General features: G+C 66.9%; 25 protein-coding genes. 22 read left to right on the top strand and 3 right to left on the bottom strand.

Features of this window, described 5'->3' with window-relative positions; all coding sequences use genetic code 11:
• Window positions 1-40 precede the first annotated feature (40 nt).
• The 13 genes from RBJ75_RS10900 (at window position 41) to RBJ75_RS10840 (ending at window position 9,091) form a co-directional block, all read left to right on the top strand.
• Window positions 41-1,213 (top strand): phage portal protein, encoded by a 1,173-nt coding sequence (locus RBJ75_RS10900; protein ID WP_044418667.1) that lies wholly within the window; start codon window positions 41-43, stop codon window positions 1,211-1,213.
• Window positions 1,214-1,475: 262 nt separating this feature from the next.
• Window positions 1,476-1,844 carry a hypothetical protein gene (locus RBJ75_RS10895; RefSeq protein ID WP_044418669.1) on the top strand — a complete coding sequence of 123 codons (369 nt, stop codon included), beginning with the start codon at window positions 1,476-1,478 and terminating at the stop codon, window positions 1,842-1,844.
• Window positions 1,845-2,219: 375 nt separating this feature from the next.
• Window positions 2,220-2,438, top strand: a complete 219-nt coding sequence (locus RBJ75_RS10890) for a hypothetical protein (protein WP_044418671.1) — start codon at window positions 2,220-2,222, stop codon at window positions 2,436-2,438.
• A gap of 10 nt (window positions 2,439-2,448) precedes the next feature.
• A complete protein-coding gene (locus RBJ75_RS10885; protein WP_173427402.1) occupies window positions 2,449-2,619 on the top strand; it encodes a hypothetical protein in 171 nt (56 codons plus the stop codon).
• Between the two features lie 283 nt (window positions 2,620-2,902).
• Entirely contained in the window at window positions 2,903-3,550 is a 648-nt protein-coding gene (locus tag RBJ75_RS10880; protein ID WP_044416410.1) for an HK97 family phage prohead protease, read from the top strand.
• 66 nt (window positions 3,551-3,616) lie between these two features.
• Window positions 3,617-4,516, top strand: coding sequence for a hypothetical protein (locus RBJ75_RS10875; RefSeq protein WP_152647846.1), 900 nt, complete (start codon window positions 3,617-3,619; stop codon window positions 4,514-4,516).
• Window positions 4,513-4,887 carry a hypothetical protein gene (locus RBJ75_RS10870; RefSeq protein WP_044416412.1) on the top strand — a complete coding sequence of 125 codons (375 nt, stop codon included), beginning with the start codon at window positions 4,513-4,515 and terminating at the stop codon, window positions 4,885-4,887. Before RBJ75_RS10875 ends, RBJ75_RS10870 begins: the two co-directional genes overlap by 4 nt.
• A gap of 127 nt (window positions 4,888-5,014) precedes the next feature.
• Window positions 5,015-6,268, top strand: coding sequence for a phage major capsid protein (locus RBJ75_RS10865; RefSeq protein ID WP_044416414.1), 1,254 nt, complete (start codon window positions 5,015-5,017; stop codon window positions 6,266-6,268).
• Window positions 6,269-6,717: 449 nt separating this feature from the next.
• Complete coding sequence (locus RBJ75_RS10860) at window positions 6,718-7,488, top strand: hypothetical protein (protein ID WP_276156524.1); 771 nt, start codon at window positions 6,718-6,720, stop codon at window positions 7,486-7,488.
• On the top strand, window positions 7,391-7,714 hold the full coding sequence (locus RBJ75_RS10855; RefSeq protein ID WP_317529041.1) for a DUF2019 domain-containing protein: 324 nt from the start codon (window positions 7,391-7,393) through the stop codon (window positions 7,712-7,714). Before RBJ75_RS10860 ends, RBJ75_RS10855 begins: the two co-directional genes overlap by 98 nt.
• 31 nt (window positions 7,715-7,745) lie before the next feature.
• Window positions 7,746-8,120 (top strand): DUF2019 domain-containing protein, encoded by a 375-nt coding sequence (locus RBJ75_RS10850; protein ID WP_044416418.1) that lies wholly within the window; start codon window positions 7,746-7,748, stop codon window positions 8,118-8,120.
• Between the two features lie 31 nt (window positions 8,121-8,151).
• A complete protein-coding gene (locus tag RBJ75_RS10845; RefSeq protein WP_044414662.1) occupies window positions 8,152-8,523 on the top strand; it encodes a DUF2019 domain-containing protein in 372 nt (123 codons plus the stop codon).
• A 316-nt stretch (window positions 8,524-8,839) separates the two neighbouring features.
• Complete coding sequence (locus tag RBJ75_RS10840; protein ID WP_044414262.1) at window positions 8,840-9,091, top strand: hypothetical protein; 252 nt, start codon at window positions 8,840-8,842, stop codon at window positions 9,089-9,091.
• Between the two features lie 9 nt (window positions 9,092-9,100).
• Here RBJ75_RS10840 and RBJ75_RS10835 read toward each other — a convergent pair whose 3' ends face one another.
• The 3 genes from RBJ75_RS10835 to RBJ75_RS10825 all read right to left on the bottom strand — a co-directional run bounded on the left by RBJ75_RS10835 (window position 9,101) and on the right by RBJ75_RS10825 (window position 11,521).
• Window positions 9,101-9,427, bottom strand: coding sequence for a hypothetical protein (locus RBJ75_RS10835; RefSeq protein WP_052628983.1), 327 nt, complete (start codon window positions 9,425-9,427; stop codon window positions 9,101-9,103).
• A 485-nt stretch (window positions 9,428-9,912) separates the two neighbouring features.
• Window positions 9,913-10,590: a Spy/CpxP family protein refolding chaperone gene (locus tag RBJ75_RS10830; RefSeq protein ID WP_052628982.1), complete on the bottom strand. Its 678-nt coding sequence runs from the start codon at window positions 10,588-10,590 to the stop codon at window positions 9,913-9,915.
• Between the two features lie 163 nt (window positions 10,591-10,753).
• Window positions 10,754-11,521 carry a S1 family peptidase gene (locus tag RBJ75_RS10825; RefSeq protein ID WP_234707455.1) on the bottom strand — a complete coding sequence of 256 codons (768 nt, stop codon included), beginning with the start codon at window positions 11,519-11,521 and terminating at the stop codon, window positions 10,754-10,756.
• 62 nt (window positions 11,522-11,583) lie between these two features.
• Here RBJ75_RS10825 and RBJ75_RS10820 point away from each other — a divergent pair, with 62 nt between their 5' ends.
• The 9 genes from RBJ75_RS10820 to RBJ75_RS10780 all read left to right on the top strand — a co-directional run bounded on the left by RBJ75_RS10820 (window position 11,584) and on the right by RBJ75_RS10780 (window position 16,754).
• Window positions 11,584-12,147: a head-tail connector protein gene (locus RBJ75_RS10820; protein WP_044414258.1), complete on the top strand. Its 564-nt coding sequence runs from the start codon at window positions 11,584-11,586 to the stop codon at window positions 12,145-12,147.
• Complete coding sequence (locus RBJ75_RS10815; protein WP_044414255.1) at window positions 12,144-12,464, top strand: head-tail adaptor protein; 321 nt, start codon at window positions 12,144-12,146, stop codon at window positions 12,462-12,464. The genes RBJ75_RS10820 and RBJ75_RS10815 overlap by 4 nt, the downstream gene beginning before the upstream one ends.
• A gap of 205 nt (window positions 12,465-12,669) precedes the next feature.
• A complete protein-coding gene (locus RBJ75_RS10810; protein ID WP_044419024.1) occupies window positions 12,670-13,080 on the top strand; it encodes a DUF3168 domain-containing protein in 411 nt (136 codons plus the stop codon).
• A gap of 12 nt (window positions 13,081-13,092) precedes the next feature.
• The gene (locus RBJ75_RS10805; RefSeq protein ID WP_044419022.1) at window positions 13,093-13,500 is read left to right on the top strand and encodes a phage major tail protein, TP901-1 family; all 408 of its coding nucleotides are present in this window, start codon (window positions 13,093-13,095) and stop codon (window positions 13,498-13,500) included.
• Window positions 13,501-13,877: 377 nt separating this feature from the next.
• Window positions 13,878-14,195, top strand: a complete 318-nt coding sequence (locus tag RBJ75_RS10800; protein ID WP_044416991.1) for a gene transfer agent family protein — start codon at window positions 13,878-13,880, stop codon at window positions 14,193-14,195.
• A complete protein-coding gene (locus tag RBJ75_RS10795; protein ID WP_044416992.1) occupies window positions 14,192-14,425 on the top strand; it encodes a rcc01693 family protein in 234 nt (77 codons plus the stop codon). Before RBJ75_RS10800 ends, RBJ75_RS10795 begins: the two co-directional genes overlap by 4 nt.
• A complete protein-coding gene (locus RBJ75_RS10790) occupies window positions 14,418-14,993 on the top strand; it encodes a phage tail tape measure protein (protein WP_044416993.1) in 576 nt (191 codons plus the stop codon). The genes RBJ75_RS10795 and RBJ75_RS10790 overlap by 8 nt, the downstream gene beginning before the upstream one ends.
• Before the next feature lie 185 nt (window positions 14,994-15,178).
• On the top strand, window positions 15,179-15,814 hold the full coding sequence (locus tag RBJ75_RS10785) for a DUF2460 domain-containing protein (RefSeq protein ID WP_276156215.1): 636 nt from the start codon (window positions 15,179-15,181) through the stop codon (window positions 15,812-15,814).
• A 37-nt stretch (window positions 15,815-15,851) separates the two neighbouring features.
• A complete protein-coding gene (locus RBJ75_RS10780) occupies window positions 15,852-16,754 on the top strand; it encodes a DUF2163 domain-containing protein (protein WP_044417686.1) in 903 nt (300 codons plus the stop codon).
• Window positions 16,755-16,774 lie beyond the last annotated feature (20 nt).

Raw genomic sequence — 16,774 nt, 5'->3', positions numbered from 1 at the left:
CGCACCGCGCCCGGGACACGAACCCATTGGAAATCTCATCATGTTCGATCGCCTCAAACATTTCCTCACTCCGCCCGAGATCAAATCCAGCCGCACCGCGCGATTGCTGGCGTTGGAATCCGGGGGGCGGGCGCGGTGGACGCCGCGGGACTACACGGGTCTGGCGCGCGAGGGTTATGTCGGCAACGCCATCGTGCATCGCTGCGTCCGGCTGATCGCCGAGAACGCGGCGGCGTGCCACTATCTGATCTTCGACGGCGCGCAGGAGCGCGACGGCCATCCGCTGGCGCAGCTGCTGACGCGGCCCAATCCGCGCCAGGATGGCGGGGTGTTTTTCGAGATGCTCTATGCGCATCTGCTGCTCGCCGGCAACGCCTATGTGGAGGCGGTGGCGCTCGGCGATCAGCTGCGCGAACTCTACGCGCTGCGCCCGGACCGGATGAAAGTCGTGCCCGGCGCCGATGGCTGGGCCGAGGCCTATGAGTACAGCGTCGGCGCGCGCAGCGTGCGGTTCGATCAGCATGGCGCGGTGCCGCCGATCCTGCATCTGACGTTCTTTCATCCGCTCGACGATCATTACGGGCTGGCGCCGATCGAGGCCGCGGCGGTGGCGGTCGACACCCACAATGCCGCGGCGCGCTGGAACAAGGCGCTCTTGGACAATTCGGCGCGGCCCTCCGGCGCGCTGGTCTATGCCGGGCCGGAAGGCGCGGTGCTCAATGACGGGCAATTCGACCGCCTCAAGCGCGAGCTCGAAGCCACCTATCAGGGCGCGCTCAATGCCGGCCGGCCGCTGCTGCTGGAGGGCGGGCTCGACTGGAAGCCGATGTCGCTGTCGCCCAAGGAGATGGATTTTCTCGAGGCCAAGCACACCGCGGCGCGCGAGATCGCGCTGGCCTTCGGCGTGCCGCCGATGCTGCTCGGGATTCCCGGCGACAACACTTTCGCCAACTACCAGGAAGCCAATCGCAGCTTCATCCGCCAGACCGTGCTGCCGCTGGCGACGCGGGTCGGCAATGCGGTGGCGCAATGGCTGGCGCCGCAATTCGGCGATCAGCTCCGCGCGGTGATCGACGCCGACCGCATCGACGCGCTGGCCGCCGACCGCGCCGCGCTGTGGGAGCGCGTCAGCGCCGCGCCGTTCCTGACGCTGAACGAAAAGCGCGAAGCCACCGGCTACGCCCCGATCGAGGGCGGCGACCGGCTGGAGTAGGGCGGCGCTCCTGCTCTACCAATCCGAGGCGCTGCGCGCGCTCGAACAGCGCGTGACTGCGGGTCGTTGCTGTCCTGAAAAAGCGACAATTCAACATGCCGCAGCCGCGAACCCGGTACCCTGCGCGGAAATTTCGTGATCGACCATCAGCCTCCAACGGCCCTAAATAATGCAGGCCTTGCTCAACGACTTTACCCGCAGTGCCTGTCGTGTAGCCTGAAGCAAGGTGGGTATGTCAATGCGTTGAAAGGACGCCGTTAGGATGGCTGTCTCCACGATTATTTCACCCGTCAATTCGCTGGTCTTCATTCACGGGCCGCGCGGCTGGCAGTCGCCGTTGCCGGTCGATGGGCAACTGATCTGGTCGACGGCGAGCTGTGTCGCGACGGCCTGCTTTCCAGAGGTGGAGGGGCCGACCAAGATCATCCTGGGGCTGGCCGCCGAGGTCGATCCCGGCGGCGCACCGGCTTTCGTGGGCACGCTGGAGACGCCGCACAAGATTGTGACGATCACCGCCGTCGCAGATGATCGTCCGCTGCTATCCCACGACGTGCCCGGCGCGATGACCCCGATCAGGATTTGGCACAGCCACCCGCGCTGGCCGGACGTTGTCACGGTGGGGTTAGGCTGAAGAGAGAAGCCGGCGCGGCGCATGAATGTGCCGCGCCCCTCGCAGCCCCGGGGTGCCTGCTACCAACATCTGTCGCGCTGAACCGATCGGGCACCTGGCCGAGCATCGACCGAGGGGTAGGGCGCGCGATCAAGTGACCGCGAGCGAGGCGGCGTCTTTTCCCTCCCCCTTGCGGGGAGGGTGGCCCGGTGTAGCGGAGCGAAGCCGGGTCGGGTGGGGGGCCACCGGCACTGCGACTCGTGGCACCCCCACCCGGCTTCGCTGCGCTTCGCCGGGGCAAGCCCCGGCCTCCGCTTCGGCGACGCATCGCTTCGCTCGGCCGACCCTCCCCGCAGGGGGGAGGCCGCCGGCGCTTCGGCTGAACGGGAGTGAGCGATGTCCGATCTGGTCAAGACATTCACCGAGCGCGGTGATCTGGCGCATCTGGCGCTGCTCTTGTGGGCTGGTGCGGCGTCGGCGGCGCTGTGGTTCGTGCTGCGCGAATGGGCCGCGGCGGCGCGGCGGTTCGACGATTTCGTCCGCGAGCTGCAAGCCTTCAACCGCCGCGCCCGGCGCTCGGCCGATCACCGCGGCGCCGACAACCGGGCGGATTGAGGAGATGACGATGGAGAGCTTGCATCAGGTGCTGCGCGCGATCCGCACCGAAACCAAATCGGGCAGCAAACCGCTCAACGTGTTCCGCGAATTCCTCGCCCATCTCGATCAGGCGCAGCGCAAGCCGCCGCGCCCGCGCGCCAAGCCGCATCGCCGAAGAGTCAGCAAGCGGGCGAAGTAACTCGTTGCTGGTCTTCCCGCGCGTGCATTGCCATTGCCTGGGACGTTGGCGGTCGCGGCGACCTTCACCCTCCCCTGGAGGGGGAGGGTCGCTCGCGCAGCGAGCGGGGTGGGGTGGCGAACAGGTCACCCGCCGTGCGCGCGGCTCACCCCACCCCGGCGTGCCCCGCGCTTCGCGCGTGTCCCGCCGACCCTCCCCCTCGAGGGGAGGGTGAGGAGCGCGCCGCGGCCGAACACCAAGTCATTCATTCGGATCCGTCACCCCCGCCATTGCGAGGCCGCCGATGCATGCTCCTTTGCCAACTCAATCGCGGCTGTCGCTGAGCGTCGACGGGTCGATCGAAGGCTATGCCAGCCTGTTCGGCGAGATCGACCAGGCCCGCGACATGGTGATGCCGGGGGCGTTTACCAGGACGCTGCAGCAGCGCGGCTTACGCAAGATCCCGATGCTGTTCCAGCACGATCCGGCCGAGCCGGTCGGCGTCTGGCTCGAACTCACCGAGGATTTTCGCGGTTTGCGGGCCCGCGGCCGGCTCATCCCTGACGTGGCGCGCGGCCGCGAATTGCTGGCGCTGCTGCGCGCCGGCGCGGTCGACGGACTGTCGATCGGCTATCGCACCGTGCGCGGGCAGATCGATCCGAAGAGCCGGGTGCGGCGGCTGTATCAGGTCGATCTGTGGGAGATCTCGATCGTCACCTTTCCGCTGCTCAATGGCGCGCGGGTCAATGCAGTGAAGCAGACGCCACAGGCCCGGCTGCGCGCGGCCGCCGAGCGCCAATGGCGCAATCTGCAGGGCCCAGGCCCGCAGCCATCGGGCAGCGCCGCGGACGCACCGGCGCCGCCTGCGCGGCGCGGGAGGGCGGCGGTGACGCTGGCCTCCCGCGCCGGTCGCAAGCTGGCGTTGGCGGGTGTCGCGCGCTGCGGACTTTGAACCCGGCACGCCGGCGCTCCTAGCGCCGCGGACACCGATCGCAATCCAAACATCGCAGGCCCGTCGATGCGTAGTTCCGCCGAGGCTGACGCCGCGAAGCAGCGCGCGCGTTTCATGCACCCCGATGCCGCGCGTTGGATGCGCCCGGATGCGGCGCGCTGGATCCGGCCCGATGTCGCGCGGTTCCTGATCCCGGGCACCGATCCCGCGGAGGTATTTCCGGCACTGGATCGCAAATACAGCCCAACTCAACCGCGCGTACCGGCTGGCAATCCGGACGGCGGGCAATGGACGGATGGGGGAGGCGGTGGTCCCAGCGCGCGAACCGGACGCAACGATTCTCGTGTCCTGTCCGCCCGAACCGGACGCAACGATCCTCGCGTCCTGTCGGACGCTGACCCTGAAGGCGTCAAGCCCCATGAACAATATGCCCAGGCGCGCGGTCGCTCCGGTGTTGGCACCGTACTTATCAATGGACAGCGGTTCGAACTGACGCCCGCACAGGGGGCGCGTCTGACCGCCGCAGAGGCACGCGCCGATTCTGCAATCGCCCGCATTCGCGAAGTCGATCCGAATTGGAAGCCGCCCGAAAGCGCATACCGCACGCCAGAGGGAATGATACAGAAAAACGAAGCCGTTGCGCTTGCGGCAGAAATGCGCGCGAGCGAATTGGCGGCGGGGCGTGCGCTGCCTGGGCCGTACTCTGGAGAGTCGATTCCAGCGCGAGGGCCTGGGCGGAATTTTACCGCCGCCGAGAGACGCGAGATCAACCGCATCGGTGCCGAGACTGGATGCCATAGTTGTGGTACACGTGATCCCGGAACGACAACAGGAAATTTCTATATCGACCATCAATTTCCGAATGCGATCAATCCTTCCGGGCGCGCGCAGCGGCTCTTTCCCCATTGCATCAGTTGCAGCGCGAGACAAGGACCATTCGTCAGAGATCTCAAGGGTGGCAGATGAAGCAGTCAGTTCGTATCGCGCCTCCGAATTCGCTGTTCTTTCTGGAGGACCCCGCCGGCGGCAAGTCGCCAGAGGTCGAGGTCGACACCCGGCCGGTGAGAATTTGGTCGACGCGCTCGTGCATCATCGTGGCCTGTCTGTGTTTTGTCGACGGCGAGACAGAGCTCGTCGCGTCGACCTCGGCCGCGGACGCGCCGTCCGCCCCAGTTGCTTTTGAGGGCATTCTCGATACGCCGACCGGCACCGTCGAAGTCTCAACGTCGGAGCGGGAGGTGCTGTTACGATGTGAGGTAGGCACGCACTTCACGCGCGTTCGCGTCTGGACGGACCATCCGACAGAGCCCGAGCACATTCAAGTTGTATTCGGCTGACGCTGACGGCACCCCACGCTGTGCTCAGCTGATCTAACTGCCATCTCCGCATCTCCCACCCGCCGTGGCCGTCCGCCGCGGCGTTTTTGTTTGCCGCATTGACAGACCTCTCACCCAGGAGAACTTGATGGACTACGACATCAACGATACCGCGCCGGAGCACAAGGCCGGCTTTGCATCCGTGAACGCGCATGACGACCTGCTGCGCACCCATGACGAATTCAAAGCCGCCAATGACGAGCGACTCAATGCCCTGGAGCGCCGCCAGGCCGACGTGCTGCTGGAGGAGAAGGTCGATCGCATCAACGGCGCGATCGATGCGCGGTTGCGGCGGATCGAGGAATTCGCGCTGAAGCAGGCGCGGCCGGCGCTCGAGGGCCGGGCGCGGATCGTCGCGGATTCCGCCGCGCGCGAGCACAAGAGCGCGTTCGATGCCTATGTGCGTAGCGGCGACGTAGCGAGTCTGCGCGCGCTCGAGAGCAAGGCGCTGTCGGTCGGCTCCAACCCCGACGGCGGCTATCTGGTGCCGGTCGAACTCGAGCACAGCATCAGCGCGCGGCTGACGGCGATCTCGCCGATCCGCGCCATCGCCTCAGTGCGGGAGATTTCCGGCAGCGTCTACAAGAAGCCGTTCATGACCGCGGGCCCCGCCACCGGCTGGGTCGGCGAGACCGACGCGCGGACCCAGACCACATCGCCGACGCTCGACGCGTTGTCGTTTCCGGCGATGGAGCTCTACGCGATGCCGGCGGCGACCGCGACGCTGCTCGACGACTCGGCGGTGAATATCGACGAGTGGATCGCCTCGGAGGTCGAGCTCACCTTCGCGGTGCAGGAGGGCGCGGCCTTCGTCAATGGCGACGGCGTCAATAAGCCGAAGGGTTTTCTCAGCTATCCCACGGCCGCCAACGCGGCGTGGAGCTGGGGCAATCTCGGCTATCTCGCCACCGGCGCCGCCGGCGCCTTTCCGGCCGACGATCCGTCCGACGTGCTGGTCGACCTGATCTACGCGCTGAAGGCGGGCTACCGGCAGAACGGCGTGTTCGTGATGAACCGCAAGACCCAGGCCCAGATCCGCAAGTTCAAGGATGCCTCGGGCAGCTATCTGTGGCAGCCGCCCGCACAGGCCGGCGGCCGCGCCTCGCTGATGACGTTCCCGCTGATCGAGGCCGAGGACATGCCGGACGTCGCCGCCAATTCGCTCAGCGTTGCCTTCGGCGATTTCCGCCGCGGCTATCTGGTGGTCGACCGTCTCGGCGTCCGGGTGCTGCGCGACCCCTATTCGTCCAAGCCCTACGTGCTGTTCTACACCACCAAGCGGGTCGGCGGCGGGGTGCAGGATTTCGACGCGATCAAGCTGCTGAAATTCGCGGCGAGCTGAGAAAGCCGAGCGCGTGTCCCGGGGCGCGGTGCAGCGGGCAACGCTGCGCCGCAGAACCCGTGACGAGATGCGGCCGGTGTGACGGAGCCGGATCAGCAGCGTAGCACGCCGCCAAACCCGCCGCGCTGCGCGGCATCCAGGGTCCCCAGTAGCTGCATGACCAGGCGGCCGCGCCGCCAATCACATCATCACTAAGCCATATCACCGGAGCCACGTCGCATGTCGCAACGTGACGATGCCTGGCTGCGCCATCAGCAGACGCGATGGCTGCGGCCGGACGGCGACCGCTGGGTGCGCCCGGACGTCGCGCGCTTTCTCGTTCCCGGTAGGATCCGATCGCAGCGTTTCCTGCGCTTGCATTCAAATACAGCCCGGACCAGCCGCGGGTGCCGGCGGGCAATCCGGACGGCGGACAGTGGACCGACGGGGGCGGGGGTCTGGCGCTCCCGATGGGGCAGCCCGAAATCGCCGATGACGCAGAGTTACCGGAAATCGAGGTTACTCCGGAGGAGGAGTTTACCGCCGGCGTTCAACTCGCGGGCGACTTGCCCGACGGAAGCGATCCGAGACCTGGAACGCCGCGCGACAGCCTGCCGCAAGTCCCGGAAAATCGTCCCAAACGTCGTGCGGTCCGGATGCGCTATGTGAGAGCAGTTGCGTCATGGCTCGGGCGAATCACCGGCCTCGGTCTGCCGGTCGACATCTATCTCGGCGCCATGAACAGCAGGCAATGGCTTGACGACTATCACGCTGTCATTAAAACTTATCAGGATCCGCCAAGAACGCTAAAGGAATTGCAGGCGGATGTCGGTCTGGGCAGACCGGGATACGACGATCATCATATTGTCGAGAAGACGCTTGCAGAGCGGTTCGGATTTGCTCGCGCCGACATTAATGACCCGTCGAATCTGGTGAGTATTCCACGGATGAAGCATTGGGATATTAATGCTTGGTACATGAAGGAAAATCCGGATTTCGGCGGTCTGTCGCCTAGGAAGTATCTTAGTGACAAGAGCTGGGCCGAGAGAAGATGGGTCGGCCTTCGCGCCTTGATTGATGTCGGGTTCTCAAACCATGCGCCGCAGCAGCTTGCAAAAAATGAGCGTCGACGATCTCGTCGATCTGTTCGCTGCAATCGGTGTCGCCCAGGACGACGCCTGTCTGGAAGGCGATACAACCAAATACAACCGGCTGTTCAGGAAGATGCGGGCGGTCGCTGAGGAACTGAAACAGCGGCCCGGCGATCAGCGCCGCGCGCTGCATCGGCTCTATGCATTCGACAACATGCAAGTCCGGTTGATGGCAGCGAAGACGACACTTGCCATTGCGCCGATCGATGCTCGCATTCTGCTTCGCGAAATTGCCGATGCCAAATGGCTTGTGCAATCCCTCGACGCCGGCATGTGCCTGTGGAATCTCGAGCGCGGCGTATTTGTGCCGAATTGAACAGGCGATCCGCGCGAGACAAGGTGCTGACATGATCGTCCAGCCTCGAAATCAGACAGCCAGCACCCAGGAGTTGGTCGAGCGTTTCGAGAGGATTGCATTGGCGCAGGACGAAGCGATCTGGAAGGATCGGACCGCGCGATACAATCGGCTTTACGAGCAGATGGATGAAATCCGGAACGAATTGAGGTCGCGCGAGGGGGATCAACGGCGGGCGTTGATTCCGCTGCTGCAGTCGGAGAACATGCAGGTCCGACTGAAGGCCGCGATCACTGTGCTATCTGTATCGCCGGAGGCTGCCAGGCAGGCGCTGGAAAGCGTGCGCGACGATGGTTATTTTCCGCAAGCGGCTGACGCCAGGGGGATGCTGGCCGCGCTGGACGATGGTACATTTGTTCTGACATGAACGGTGATGAGACGGGCGGGGCGATGAAGCCATGCGCAGGCGCGGTCTCGAGGATATGACGGTTGCTGATCTCGTCGCACGGTTCGCCGAGATCTGCCTGGCACAAGACGATGCGTTGCTCGGGGGAGAAATAGCGAAATTCAACCGGCTGTTCGGCGAGATGGGCGGCGTTGCGACAGAGCTGAAGCGTCGCGACGGCGATCAGCGGCGGGCTTTGATGGCGCTGTATGATCATCCCAATATGCAGGTTCGGCTGAAGGCCGCGAAACACACATTGGCCGTCGCGCCGGTCGAAGCGCGCCAGCAACTCGAAGCGATCGCGTCGAGCCGATGGTATCCGCAGGCTGGTGAAGCCGGCATGTGCCTGTGGAATCTCGATCGCGGCGTGTTCAAGCCGAACTGAGCCGCAGGAGCGGAACAGGACGACGGCGGCTGACAGCGGCGGAACTGCGCGCCCCGCCATCGACTTGTCGTTGCGGATCGGGCAGGATCGACTGACAGTCAGACTTGAAATGGGATCAACAAGTCAGGCCTTCAGGTCGTCATTGCGAGGAGCAGTTGCGACGAAGCAATCCAGGTCTTGCTTGATGCCCCCTGGATTGCTTCGCGGTCGGACGGCGCGATGCGCCGTCCTCGGCTCGCAATGACGAAATCATGTTTGGTTTGATCGGTTTGTTTTCCGTCAGGCTGTGAGATCCACCACAGGCGAGTCCGAGATCATGCCACGCATCGCGACACTGATTGCTGCCCTGGTGATGTGTGCCAGTGCGTTCACATGCGCCGCCATCGACGCCGCCTCGGCGCGTGGCGGCGCGGAAAATCTGATGAATTCGCCGGGCTATCAGCGCCGGCTGCAGGAATCGCGGCAGCAGCTGCGCGACCAGGCGTTGCGGCCGCAGGCGGCCCCGCGCGACGCCGTTGGGCATCGCAAGCCGCACCGCGCCAAGGACCGCCGTCACCGCCGCCATTGAGCGTGGCGCTCAGCAATAGCCGTAGAGACCGCAGGCATAGGGCAGGCGGCCATAGATCGCCTGCGACGGGGTGCCGTAATACGAGCTGTAGTAATAGGAATTGACCTTGCCGTAATAGCCATTGACCAGCGGCGGAATGTCGACCAGCGGCGCGTAGACGAAGGGCGTGCCGGCGGGCTCGGCCACCACCACGACCGGGTCGGCGAAGATCATGCCGATGCTGCTGGGGCGAGGGCGGGCGTGACGGGCCGCCAGGTCGGCGGCCTGCGTCGGCGCGGCGAATTCCGTCGCGGCGAACGCCAAGGCGAGCATGAACAGGATCGCAAGGCGCGGCATGGCGAGGCTCCGGTTGATCCGGCATCCTGCCGCAACATGGTTAACAAAGGTTAACCTTGGAGGATTGCGGCCGCGGCTTCTCCGCTGTGGTCATTCCGGGGCGTTCGCCCGTCGCGCGATTTCGCGCGAGGACGAGCGAACCCGGAATCTTGCGGCAAGGTAGAGCGTTTCGGCGAGATTCCGGGTTCGCTTGCAGCTGTGCTGCGCGCGCCCCGGAATGACTGGGCCCTGTGGCGAGCGAACCCGGAAACTTGCGGCAAGGCAGGGCGCGACCGCGAGATTCCGGGTTCGCTCGCAGCGATGCTGCTCGCGTCCCGGAATGACAGGGTGCTTGCACGGCTGGCGCCGCTCGCGCCCCGGAATGACAGGCCTTGGCTGGGCGCGCGGGCGCCATTTGGCTGGGCGCGCGGGGCGCCCGTCGAGGCGCCGCGCGATCCATTGCCGTCGTGTTGCTCAGGTGCCGTCGTGTTGCTTAGGCTGGTGGCTCAATAGTCCCACTGATCGCGATAGCTGTCACGATCGTGGTCCCGGTCCTGGTTGCGATCGTAGCGGCGCTCGCTGTTGTATTTGCGGCCGTGATGACGTTCGCCGGCGCCATGAAACAGGATCTCGGCAAAGCGGCGCTTCTGATCCTTGTCGAGGCTGTCGTAAAGCGGCTTGGCGGCGTTGCTCAGCTTCTTCCAGTCATTGGCGCGGGCGATCCGCATGTCGGCTTCGCGGTTGACGCGGTCGAGCAGATCGAACTTGCCGGACGCCATGCCGGTGGTGGTCTTGTCGTCGGTCTTGTTGTCATCGGTCTTGGTCTCGGCGGATTTGTTGTCGACGGACGTGTTCTCGCTGGACTTGTTATCGTCGGATTTGGCGGCGGTCTTGTCGCTGTCGTCGGCATCCTTGCCGTCGCCGCGCAAGGTCATGAAGCGATCGATGCGATTCTTGTTGAGGTCGCGCATCGCGGACTCGAAAGCCGGCCAGTTCTTTTCCTGGTCGGTGGTCAGACGCAGCTCGACCTTCATCCGCGCGGTGCGCGCGGCGGCCTCGTTGATCATCTGGTTGGTGGTCTGCGCGGGGCGATCGTCACGATCGCGGTCGCGATCGCGGGCATAGGCCAGCGTGCTGGTGCTGATCAGGGCGGTGGTCGCCAGCAGAATCAATGCTTTGCGCATGGAGTTCTCCTTGTTTGGGAATGACGGAATGGGACAGCAGACGACGCGCGAATACCCCGAAAGGCCCAATGGTCTCGTCAAACGAAGTCGCGAGCCGGGCGAAAGGTTCCGCCGCGGTCGGATGTTTGTGGCGATGGGCCGTGGCGTCAGCGCCCGCGGCGGGTCACAACGCCGCGCCCCAGGCCTTGGCGGTGCGCCGGATCCAGTCGCGATACAGCGTCAGCGGGGTGACGCCGGTGAGGCCGCCGCAGCCGGCGGCATTTTTGGCGGCGGTCGACCATGACACCACGCCGATCACCACCGAGCCGCCGGACTGGTCTTGAAACACCGGCGCACCGGAATCACCGGTGCAGGCGCCGAGCCCGGGGTGGCGATTTTGGCTGGCCGGGTCGACCAGGCGGATCTGCAGCCGGCCGGGATGGCTGATCGAGATCAGCGTTGCGGCGCGGACCACGCCGCCGCTCTTGCCGTCGCCGCGTTGGGCGACGCCGATGCCGGCGACGCGAAAACTCTGCCCGGCGGCGAGCGGCTCGTCCGGCACGCCGAGCGGCGCCGGCGGATGCGATCGCGGCAGCGGCTCGGCGAGCTGCAGCAGCGCCACATCGGCGCTGGCGCGATGCGCCCGGATGCCCTGGGGATGGAAGTCGGGATGCGCGGCGACCCGCGCCACGTCGCGCAGCGTCGGCTGGCGCTGAGCGTCATACAGCACGATCTTGTAGTCGGCGCCGGGCGTCACGCAATGCGCCGCGCTCAGCACCAAAGCGGGCGCGATCACCGTGCCGGAACAGAAATTGCCGCGCGAGCCGACGATCGTCACCACGCTGCGGCCGAGGCCGCCCGCGTCGGGCGCGGCGCCGCCGACCATCGCGGCGGCAGGCATCGCCGACAGAGCGACAATGAGCGGCAACAGGATGCGGTGCGGGCAGGACATCGCCCAGCATCAGCCCGTCCCGGGCCGCGCTGTCAACACCACAGCAAGATCGAGGATGATCGATGTCTGCCATGCTTCTGAACGGGCCCGGCGCCGAGCCGTGGACCATTGCCGAGCTGAAGGCCTATCTGCGGGTCACGCATGACGACGACGACACCGTGATCGCCGCTTTGATCGCGGCGGCGCGCAGCCAGATCGAGGCGATGACCCGCCGCGCGCTGCTGACGCAGAGCTGGCGGCTGGTGCTGGATCGCTGGCCTCCCGACGGCCGGATCCGCTGCCGGATCGGTCCGCTGCGCGCGGTCAGCGCGGCGCGGCTGTTCGACGCCGCCGGCAATGCCAGCGCGATCGACACCGGGCGCTTCGTGATCGACGCGGCCGCCGATGTCATCGCGGCGCCGGCGCTGCCGGCGCCCGGCCGCGCGGTGGCGGGGATCGAACTCGATCTCGAACTGGGCTATGGCGCGCAGCCGACCGAGGTGCCCGATCTGCTGCGCCATGCGGTTCGCGTGCTGGTGGCGCATTGGTACGAAAATCGCGGGTTGGCGGCGATCGGCTCCAGCGTGGCGATGCTGCCGGGCAGCGTCAACGCGATGATCGCGTCGTTTCGGGTGTTGTCGCTATGATCGATCCGGGGCGGTTGAAATCAAGGCTGGCGATCGAGGCGCCGGTCGAGGCCGATGACGGCCAGGGCGGGGTGACGCGCAGCTATGCGACGCAGGCGGTGGTGTGGGCCGCGGTGACGCCGCTGGCGGCGCGCGACAGCGTCGAGGCCGATGCCGCCGGCGCCGCGCTGCGGGTCCGGATCGTGATCCGCCGCGGCGTGGCGCTGACGCTGCGGCATCGCCTGGTCGATGGCACGGCGGTCTACCGCATCGTCGCCTTCCGCGAGATCGACGACCGCCGCTTCATCGCGATCGAGGCTGAGTTGCGATTGGAGTGAGCGCTGCTCTTTCCCTCCCCCTTGCGGGGAGGGTGGCCCGGCGAAGCCGGGTCGGGTGGGGGTAGCCGCCGTGCCCGCGGCACCCCCACCCCGGCCTCCGCTGCGGCGGCGATGCTGCGCATCGCTGCCTTCGCTCGGCCGACCCTCCCCGCAAGGGGGAGGGATTCCCGCGGCGCATCGTGCTGGCATCAAGAAGGACATCCTCATGACCACCGCACCGGCGGCGCTGCGCGCTGCGATTCATCATGCGTTGATCGGCGATGGCGCGCTGATCGCCGCGCTTGGCGGCGCGCGGGTCTATGACGAGCCGCCGCGCGATGCGGCGTTTCCCTATGTGACGCTGGGCGAGGCGCGCATCATCGACGCTTCCGCCGATGACGGCCCGACCCAGGAGCATCAGCTGACGCTGCACGCCTGGTCGCGGCAGGGCGGCCACAGGCAGGCCCATGTGATCACCGGCGCGCTGCTGTCGGCGCTCGACGACGCGGCGCTGACGCCCAATGGTCATCGCCTGGTCAATCTACGTTTTGCCATCGCCGATATCCGCCGCGAGGCCGATGGCCGCACCTATCACGCACTGGTGCGGTTTCGCGCCGTGACCGAACCCGCAGACTGATTGGAGATTTTCATGGGTGCACAGAAGGGCAAGGACCTGCTGGTCAAGATCGACAATGGCGCGGGCTTCGTCACCGTGGCGGGGCTGCGCAGCCGCAAGATCGCCTTCAACGCCGAGCTGGTCGATATCACCCACGCCGAATCCGCCGAGCGCTGGCGCGAATTGCTGGCCGGCGCCGGGGTGCGCCGCGCCTCGATTTCCGGCCGCGGATTGTTCAAGGACGCCGCAAGCGACGCGCTGGTGCGGCAGGCATTTTTCGACGGCGCGATCAACCGGGCGCAAGTGATCGTGCCGGACTTCGGTACCATCGAGGGCGCGTTCCAGATCGCCAGCCTGGAATTTTCCGGCGAGCACAATGGCGAGGTCAGTTTCGACCTGGCGCTGGAAAGCGCCGGCGCGCTGAGCTTTACGGCGATGTGACGAACGTGCCCCGGACGCAGCGCAGCGCGCCGCCCTTCGCGGCGGGGTGTGCTGCAGAGCCGGGGCCCCGCTGATCTTGGCGCGTGAACCGGGGTCCCGGTTCTGCGAAGCGGCACTGCGTGCCGCATCGCGCCCGGGACACGTGCATTGATGATCGACACAGGATCGGCGGCAGCCGCGAGTCCGTCCCTCCCCCTTGTGGGGAGGGTGGATGGCCGCAGGCCAGCCGGGTGGGGGGCGGCGAGCACGGCGCTTGTCGCGACCCCCACCCGACCCGGCTTCGCGGAGCCTGTGCTCGGACGTCGCGGAGCGACGATCCGGGTGCTTCGCCGGGCCACCCTCCCCACAAGGGGGAGGGAGAAGAAAGAGGAGCAGTCATGCCCAACAAATATCGCGGCGAGATCGAGGCGGAGATCGGCGGGCGGCGCCGTGTGCTGGTGCTGACGCTGGGGGCGCTGGCCGAATTGGAATCCGCGCTGCAGGCCACCGATCTGGTGGCGCTGGCGGAGCGCTTTGGCAGCGGGCGGCTGAGTGCGCGCGATCTGATCCGGATCATCGGCGCCGGCCTGCGCGGCGCCGGCGAGGCGGTCGGCGATGACGAGGTCGCGGCGATGACGGTCGACGGCGGCGCGGCCGGCTATGTGCGGATCGCCGCCGAACTGATCGCCGCCAGTTTCGAGGAGCGCGCCGAATGAGTCCGTTAGCCGCCAAACCGCTCGCCAAACCGTTTCCCTTCGCCGAGGCGATGCAGTTCGGTTTCGGCGTGTTGCAGCTGTCGTCCGATGCGTTCTGGCGGATGACGCCGCGCGAATTGGCGGCGGCGATCATGGCCCGGCGTGGCGGGCAGGCGGCGCCGCTCGAACGCAATGCGCTCGACCAACTGATGCAACAATTCCCCGACCGGAAGGCGCCCCCCCATGACTGACGACAGTAGCCTGCTCGACAGCGCGACCACGCTCGACAGCCTCAATCTGAAGACCCGCGATCTGGCGAGCTCCGCCAATGGCTTCGCCCGGGCGATGACCAGCGCGTTCTCGTCCTCGATCAGCGGCGGCAAGCAATTCGACGACGTGCTGAAATCGCTGGCGTTGCGGATCTCGGATCTGGCGGTGCGGCTGGCCTTCAAGCCGCTGGAGCAAAGCCTGTCCGGCGGCATCAGCAGCCTGTTGTCGGGATTGCTCGGCGGCAGCGGCGGCGTGCAGGCCGGCGCGCTCGGCATGATCAAGCCGTTCGCCTCCGGCGGCGTGATCGGCACGCCGACTTACTTCCCGATGCTGGAGGGCGGCGTCGGGCTCGCCGGCGAGGCCGGGCCCGAGGCGATCATGCCGCTTCAGCGCGGCGCCGACGGAAGGCTCGGCGTCGCAGGCGCAGGCGGCGGCGCCACTATCAACATCCAGATCGCGACGCCCGATCCCGACAGTTTCCGCCGCTCCGAAAGCTACATCACCGGCCAGATCGCGCGCGCGGTGTCGCGCGGCCAGCGCGGGCTGTGAGGGTGAGCGGCCGGCGCGCCCGCGTTTGAGCCGTCATTGCGAGGAGCTGTTGCGACGAAGCAATCCAGTCCTTGCTTGGCGCTCCTGGATTGCTTCGCCTTCGGACGGCGCTGCGCGCCGCCTCGGCTCGCAATGACGAAACGCCGATGCGCAGGCTGGCGGGACGAGCTATGGGACCCCCATCAATGACCGCATTTCACGAGATCCTGTTTCCGCTCGACATCGCGCTGCGTAGCGCCGGCGGGCCGGAGCGGCGCACTGACATCGTTTCGTTCGGCTCCGGCCGCGAGCAGCGCAATGCGCGCTGGGCGCAGTCGCGGCGGCGCTTTGACGCCGGCTATGGCGTCAAGACGCTGGAGGCGCTGCAGGCGGTGGTGGCGTTTTTCGAGGAGCGGCGCGGAAGGCTTTATGGCTTTCGCTGGCGCGACCGGCTCGATCATGCCTCGCATCCACCGGGGCAGAGCGTGTCGCCGCTCGATCAGGGCATCGGCATCGGCGACGGCGTCACTGCGACGTTTCAATTGCAGAAGACTTATGGCGCGGGTCTGGCGCCCTATGCGCGGCCGATCGTCAAGCCGGTCGGCGGCACGGTGCGGGTCGCGGTCGGCGGCGTCGAGGCGGCGGGCAGCTTCGGCTGCGATCCGGCGACCGGCGTGGTCAGTTTCGCCGCCGGCCATATCCCGCCGCCGGGCGCCGCGGTCACCGCGGGGTTCTGGTTCGACGTGCCGGTGCGGTTCGACACCGATTACCTCGAAGTCGACCTGTCGGCGTTTGCGGCCGGCGCGATCCCGAAGATTCCGCTGGTGGAGATCAGGCTGTGATCTTCACCCTCCAGGGGAGGGTCAGAAAGGAAATGTCATGCGCTCGATTCCCGCTGCGCTGCAGGCCAAACTCGATTCCGGTGTGACCACGCTGGCGCAATGCTGGGTGCTGCGGCGGCGCGACGGCGCGGTGCTGGGCTTCACCGATCATGATCGCGATCTGGCGATCGGCGGCGTGCCGTGCCGCGCCGGCACCGGGCTGACGGCGTCGGAGGGCGCACAGCGCTTCGACCTGTCGGTCGACGGCAGCGAGATCTCCGGCGCCTTGAGCGACGCCGCCCTCAACGAGGTCGACCTCGCCGCCGGACGCTATGACGCCGCCATGGTCGAGACCTGGCTGGTGGATTGGAGCGAACCGGCGCTGCAGGTGCTGACCGCGCGCGGCACGCTCGGCGAGGTCAGGCGCGAGGGCCAGGCCTTCACCGCGGAGCTGCGCGGGCTGGCCGATCTGCTGTCGCAGGAAAGCGGCCGGTACTACACGGCGAGCTGCGGCGCCGATCTCGGCGACGGCAGTTGCCGGGTCAATCTCGCTAATCCGGCGTGGCGCGGCAGCGGCGTCGTCACTACGGCGCTCGGCGCCTCGCGCGTCGCGGTGTCCGGTCTCGGCGGCTTTGCGGCGGATTTGTTCAGCGGCGGCCGGCTGAGCTGGACGGGTGGCCCCAATGCCGGCAGCGCCATCGAGATCAAGCAGCACGCCATCGTCGGCGGCGAGGTGCGGCTGTCGCTGTGGCAGGCGATGGCCGAGCCGATCGCCGCCGGCGATCAGTTCGTGGTGACGGCCGGCTGCGACAAGCGCTTTGCCACCTGCCGCGACCGCTTCGGCAATGGCGCGAATTTCCGTGGCTTTCCGCAGATCCCCGGCAATGATTTCGTCATCAGCTATCCGGTCGCCGGCACGCCCGGCCATGACGGCAACCCGCTCGCGCTGTGGGATGAATGAGCGTCGATGTCGTTCAATCA

It is taken from the genome of Rhodopseudomonas sp. BAL398 (assembly GCF_033001325.1).
GTDB lineage: Bacteria > Pseudomonadota > Alphaproteobacteria > Rhizobiales > Xanthobacteraceae > JARJEH01.
The sequence above is the reverse complement of the archived record's forward strand: the minus strand, read 5'-3'. Positions and strand labels throughout refer to the sequence as shown.

Excerpts from the sequence above, each read along its gene's own strand:
- RBJ75_RS10900 (WP_044418667.1), top strand. The coding sequence starts at position 41 with ATGTTCGATCGCCTCAAACATTTCCTCACTCCGCCCGAGATCAAATCC.
- RBJ75_RS10895 (WP_044418669.1), top strand. The coding sequence starts at position 1,476 with ATGGCTGTCTCCACGATTATTTCACCCGTCAATTCGCTGGTCTTCATT.
- RBJ75_RS10890 (WP_044418671.1), top strand. The coding sequence starts at position 2,220 with ATGTCCGATCTGGTCAAGACATTCACCGAGCGCGGTGATCTGGCGCAT.
- RBJ75_RS10885 (WP_173427402.1), top strand. The coding sequence starts at position 2,449 with ATGGAGAGCTTGCATCAGGTGCTGCGCGCGATCCGCACCGAAACCAAA.
- RBJ75_RS10880 (WP_044416410.1), top strand. The coding sequence starts at position 2,903 with ATGCATGCTCCTTTGCCAACTCAATCGCGGCTGTCGCTGAGCGTCGAC.
- RBJ75_RS10875 (WP_152647846.1), top strand. The coding sequence starts at position 3,617 with ATGCGTAGTTCCGCCGAGGCTGACGCCGCGAAGCAGCGCGCGCGTTTC.
- RBJ75_RS10870 (WP_044416412.1), top strand. The coding sequence starts at position 4,513 with ATGAAGCAGTCAGTTCGTATCGCGCCTCCGAATTCGCTGTTCTTTCTG.
- RBJ75_RS10865 (WP_044416414.1), top strand. The coding sequence starts at position 5,015 with ATGGACTACGACATCAACGATACCGCGCCGGAGCACAAGGCCGGCTTT.
- RBJ75_RS10860 (WP_276156524.1), top strand. The coding sequence starts at position 6,718 with ATGGGGCAGCCCGAAATCGCCGATGACGCAGAGTTACCGGAAATCGAG.
- RBJ75_RS10850 (WP_044416418.1), top strand. The coding sequence starts at position 7,746 with ATGATCGTCCAGCCTCGAAATCAGACAGCCAGCACCCAGGAGTTGGTC.
- RBJ75_RS10845 (WP_044414662.1), top strand. The coding sequence starts at position 8,152 with ATGCGCAGGCGCGGTCTCGAGGATATGACGGTTGCTGATCTCGTCGCA.
- RBJ75_RS10840 (WP_044414262.1), top strand. The coding sequence starts at position 8,840 with ATGCCACGCATCGCGACACTGATTGCTGCCCTGGTGATGTGTGCCAGT.
- RBJ75_RS10835 (WP_052628983.1), bottom strand. The coding sequence starts at position 9,427 with ATGCCGCGCCTTGCGATCCTGTTCATGCTCGCCTTGGCGTTCGCCGCG.
- RBJ75_RS10830 (WP_052628982.1), bottom strand. The coding sequence starts at position 10,590 with ATGCGCAAAGCATTGATTCTGCTGGCGACCACCGCCCTGATCAGCACC.
- RBJ75_RS10825 (WP_234707455.1), bottom strand. The coding sequence starts at position 11,521 with ATGTCCTGCCCGCACCGCATCCTGTTGCCGCTCATTGTCGCTCTGTCG.
- RBJ75_RS10820 (WP_044414258.1), top strand. The coding sequence starts at position 11,584 with ATGTCTGCCATGCTTCTGAACGGGCCCGGCGCCGAGCCGTGGACCATT.
- RBJ75_RS10815 (WP_044414255.1), top strand. The coding sequence starts at position 12,144 with ATGATCGATCCGGGGCGGTTGAAATCAAGGCTGGCGATCGAGGCGCCG.
- RBJ75_RS10810 (WP_044419024.1), top strand. The coding sequence starts at position 12,670 with ATGACCACCGCACCGGCGGCGCTGCGCGCTGCGATTCATCATGCGTTG.
- RBJ75_RS10805 (WP_044419022.1), top strand. The coding sequence starts at position 13,093 with ATGGGTGCACAGAAGGGCAAGGACCTGCTGGTCAAGATCGACAATGGC.
- RBJ75_RS10800 (WP_044416991.1), top strand. The coding sequence starts at position 13,878 with ATGCCCAACAAATATCGCGGCGAGATCGAGGCGGAGATCGGCGGGCGG.
- RBJ75_RS10795 (WP_044416992.1), top strand. The coding sequence starts at position 14,192 with ATGAGTCCGTTAGCCGCCAAACCGCTCGCCAAACCGTTTCCCTTCGCC.
- RBJ75_RS10790 (WP_044416993.1), top strand. The coding sequence starts at position 14,418 with ATGACTGACGACAGTAGCCTGCTCGACAGCGCGACCACGCTCGACAGC.
- RBJ75_RS10785 (WP_276156215.1), top strand. The coding sequence starts at position 15,179 with ATGACCGCATTTCACGAGATCCTGTTTCCGCTCGACATCGCGCTGCGT.
- RBJ75_RS10780 (WP_044417686.1), top strand. The coding sequence starts at position 15,852 with ATGCGCTCGATTCCCGCTGCGCTGCAGGCCAAACTCGATTCCGGTGTG.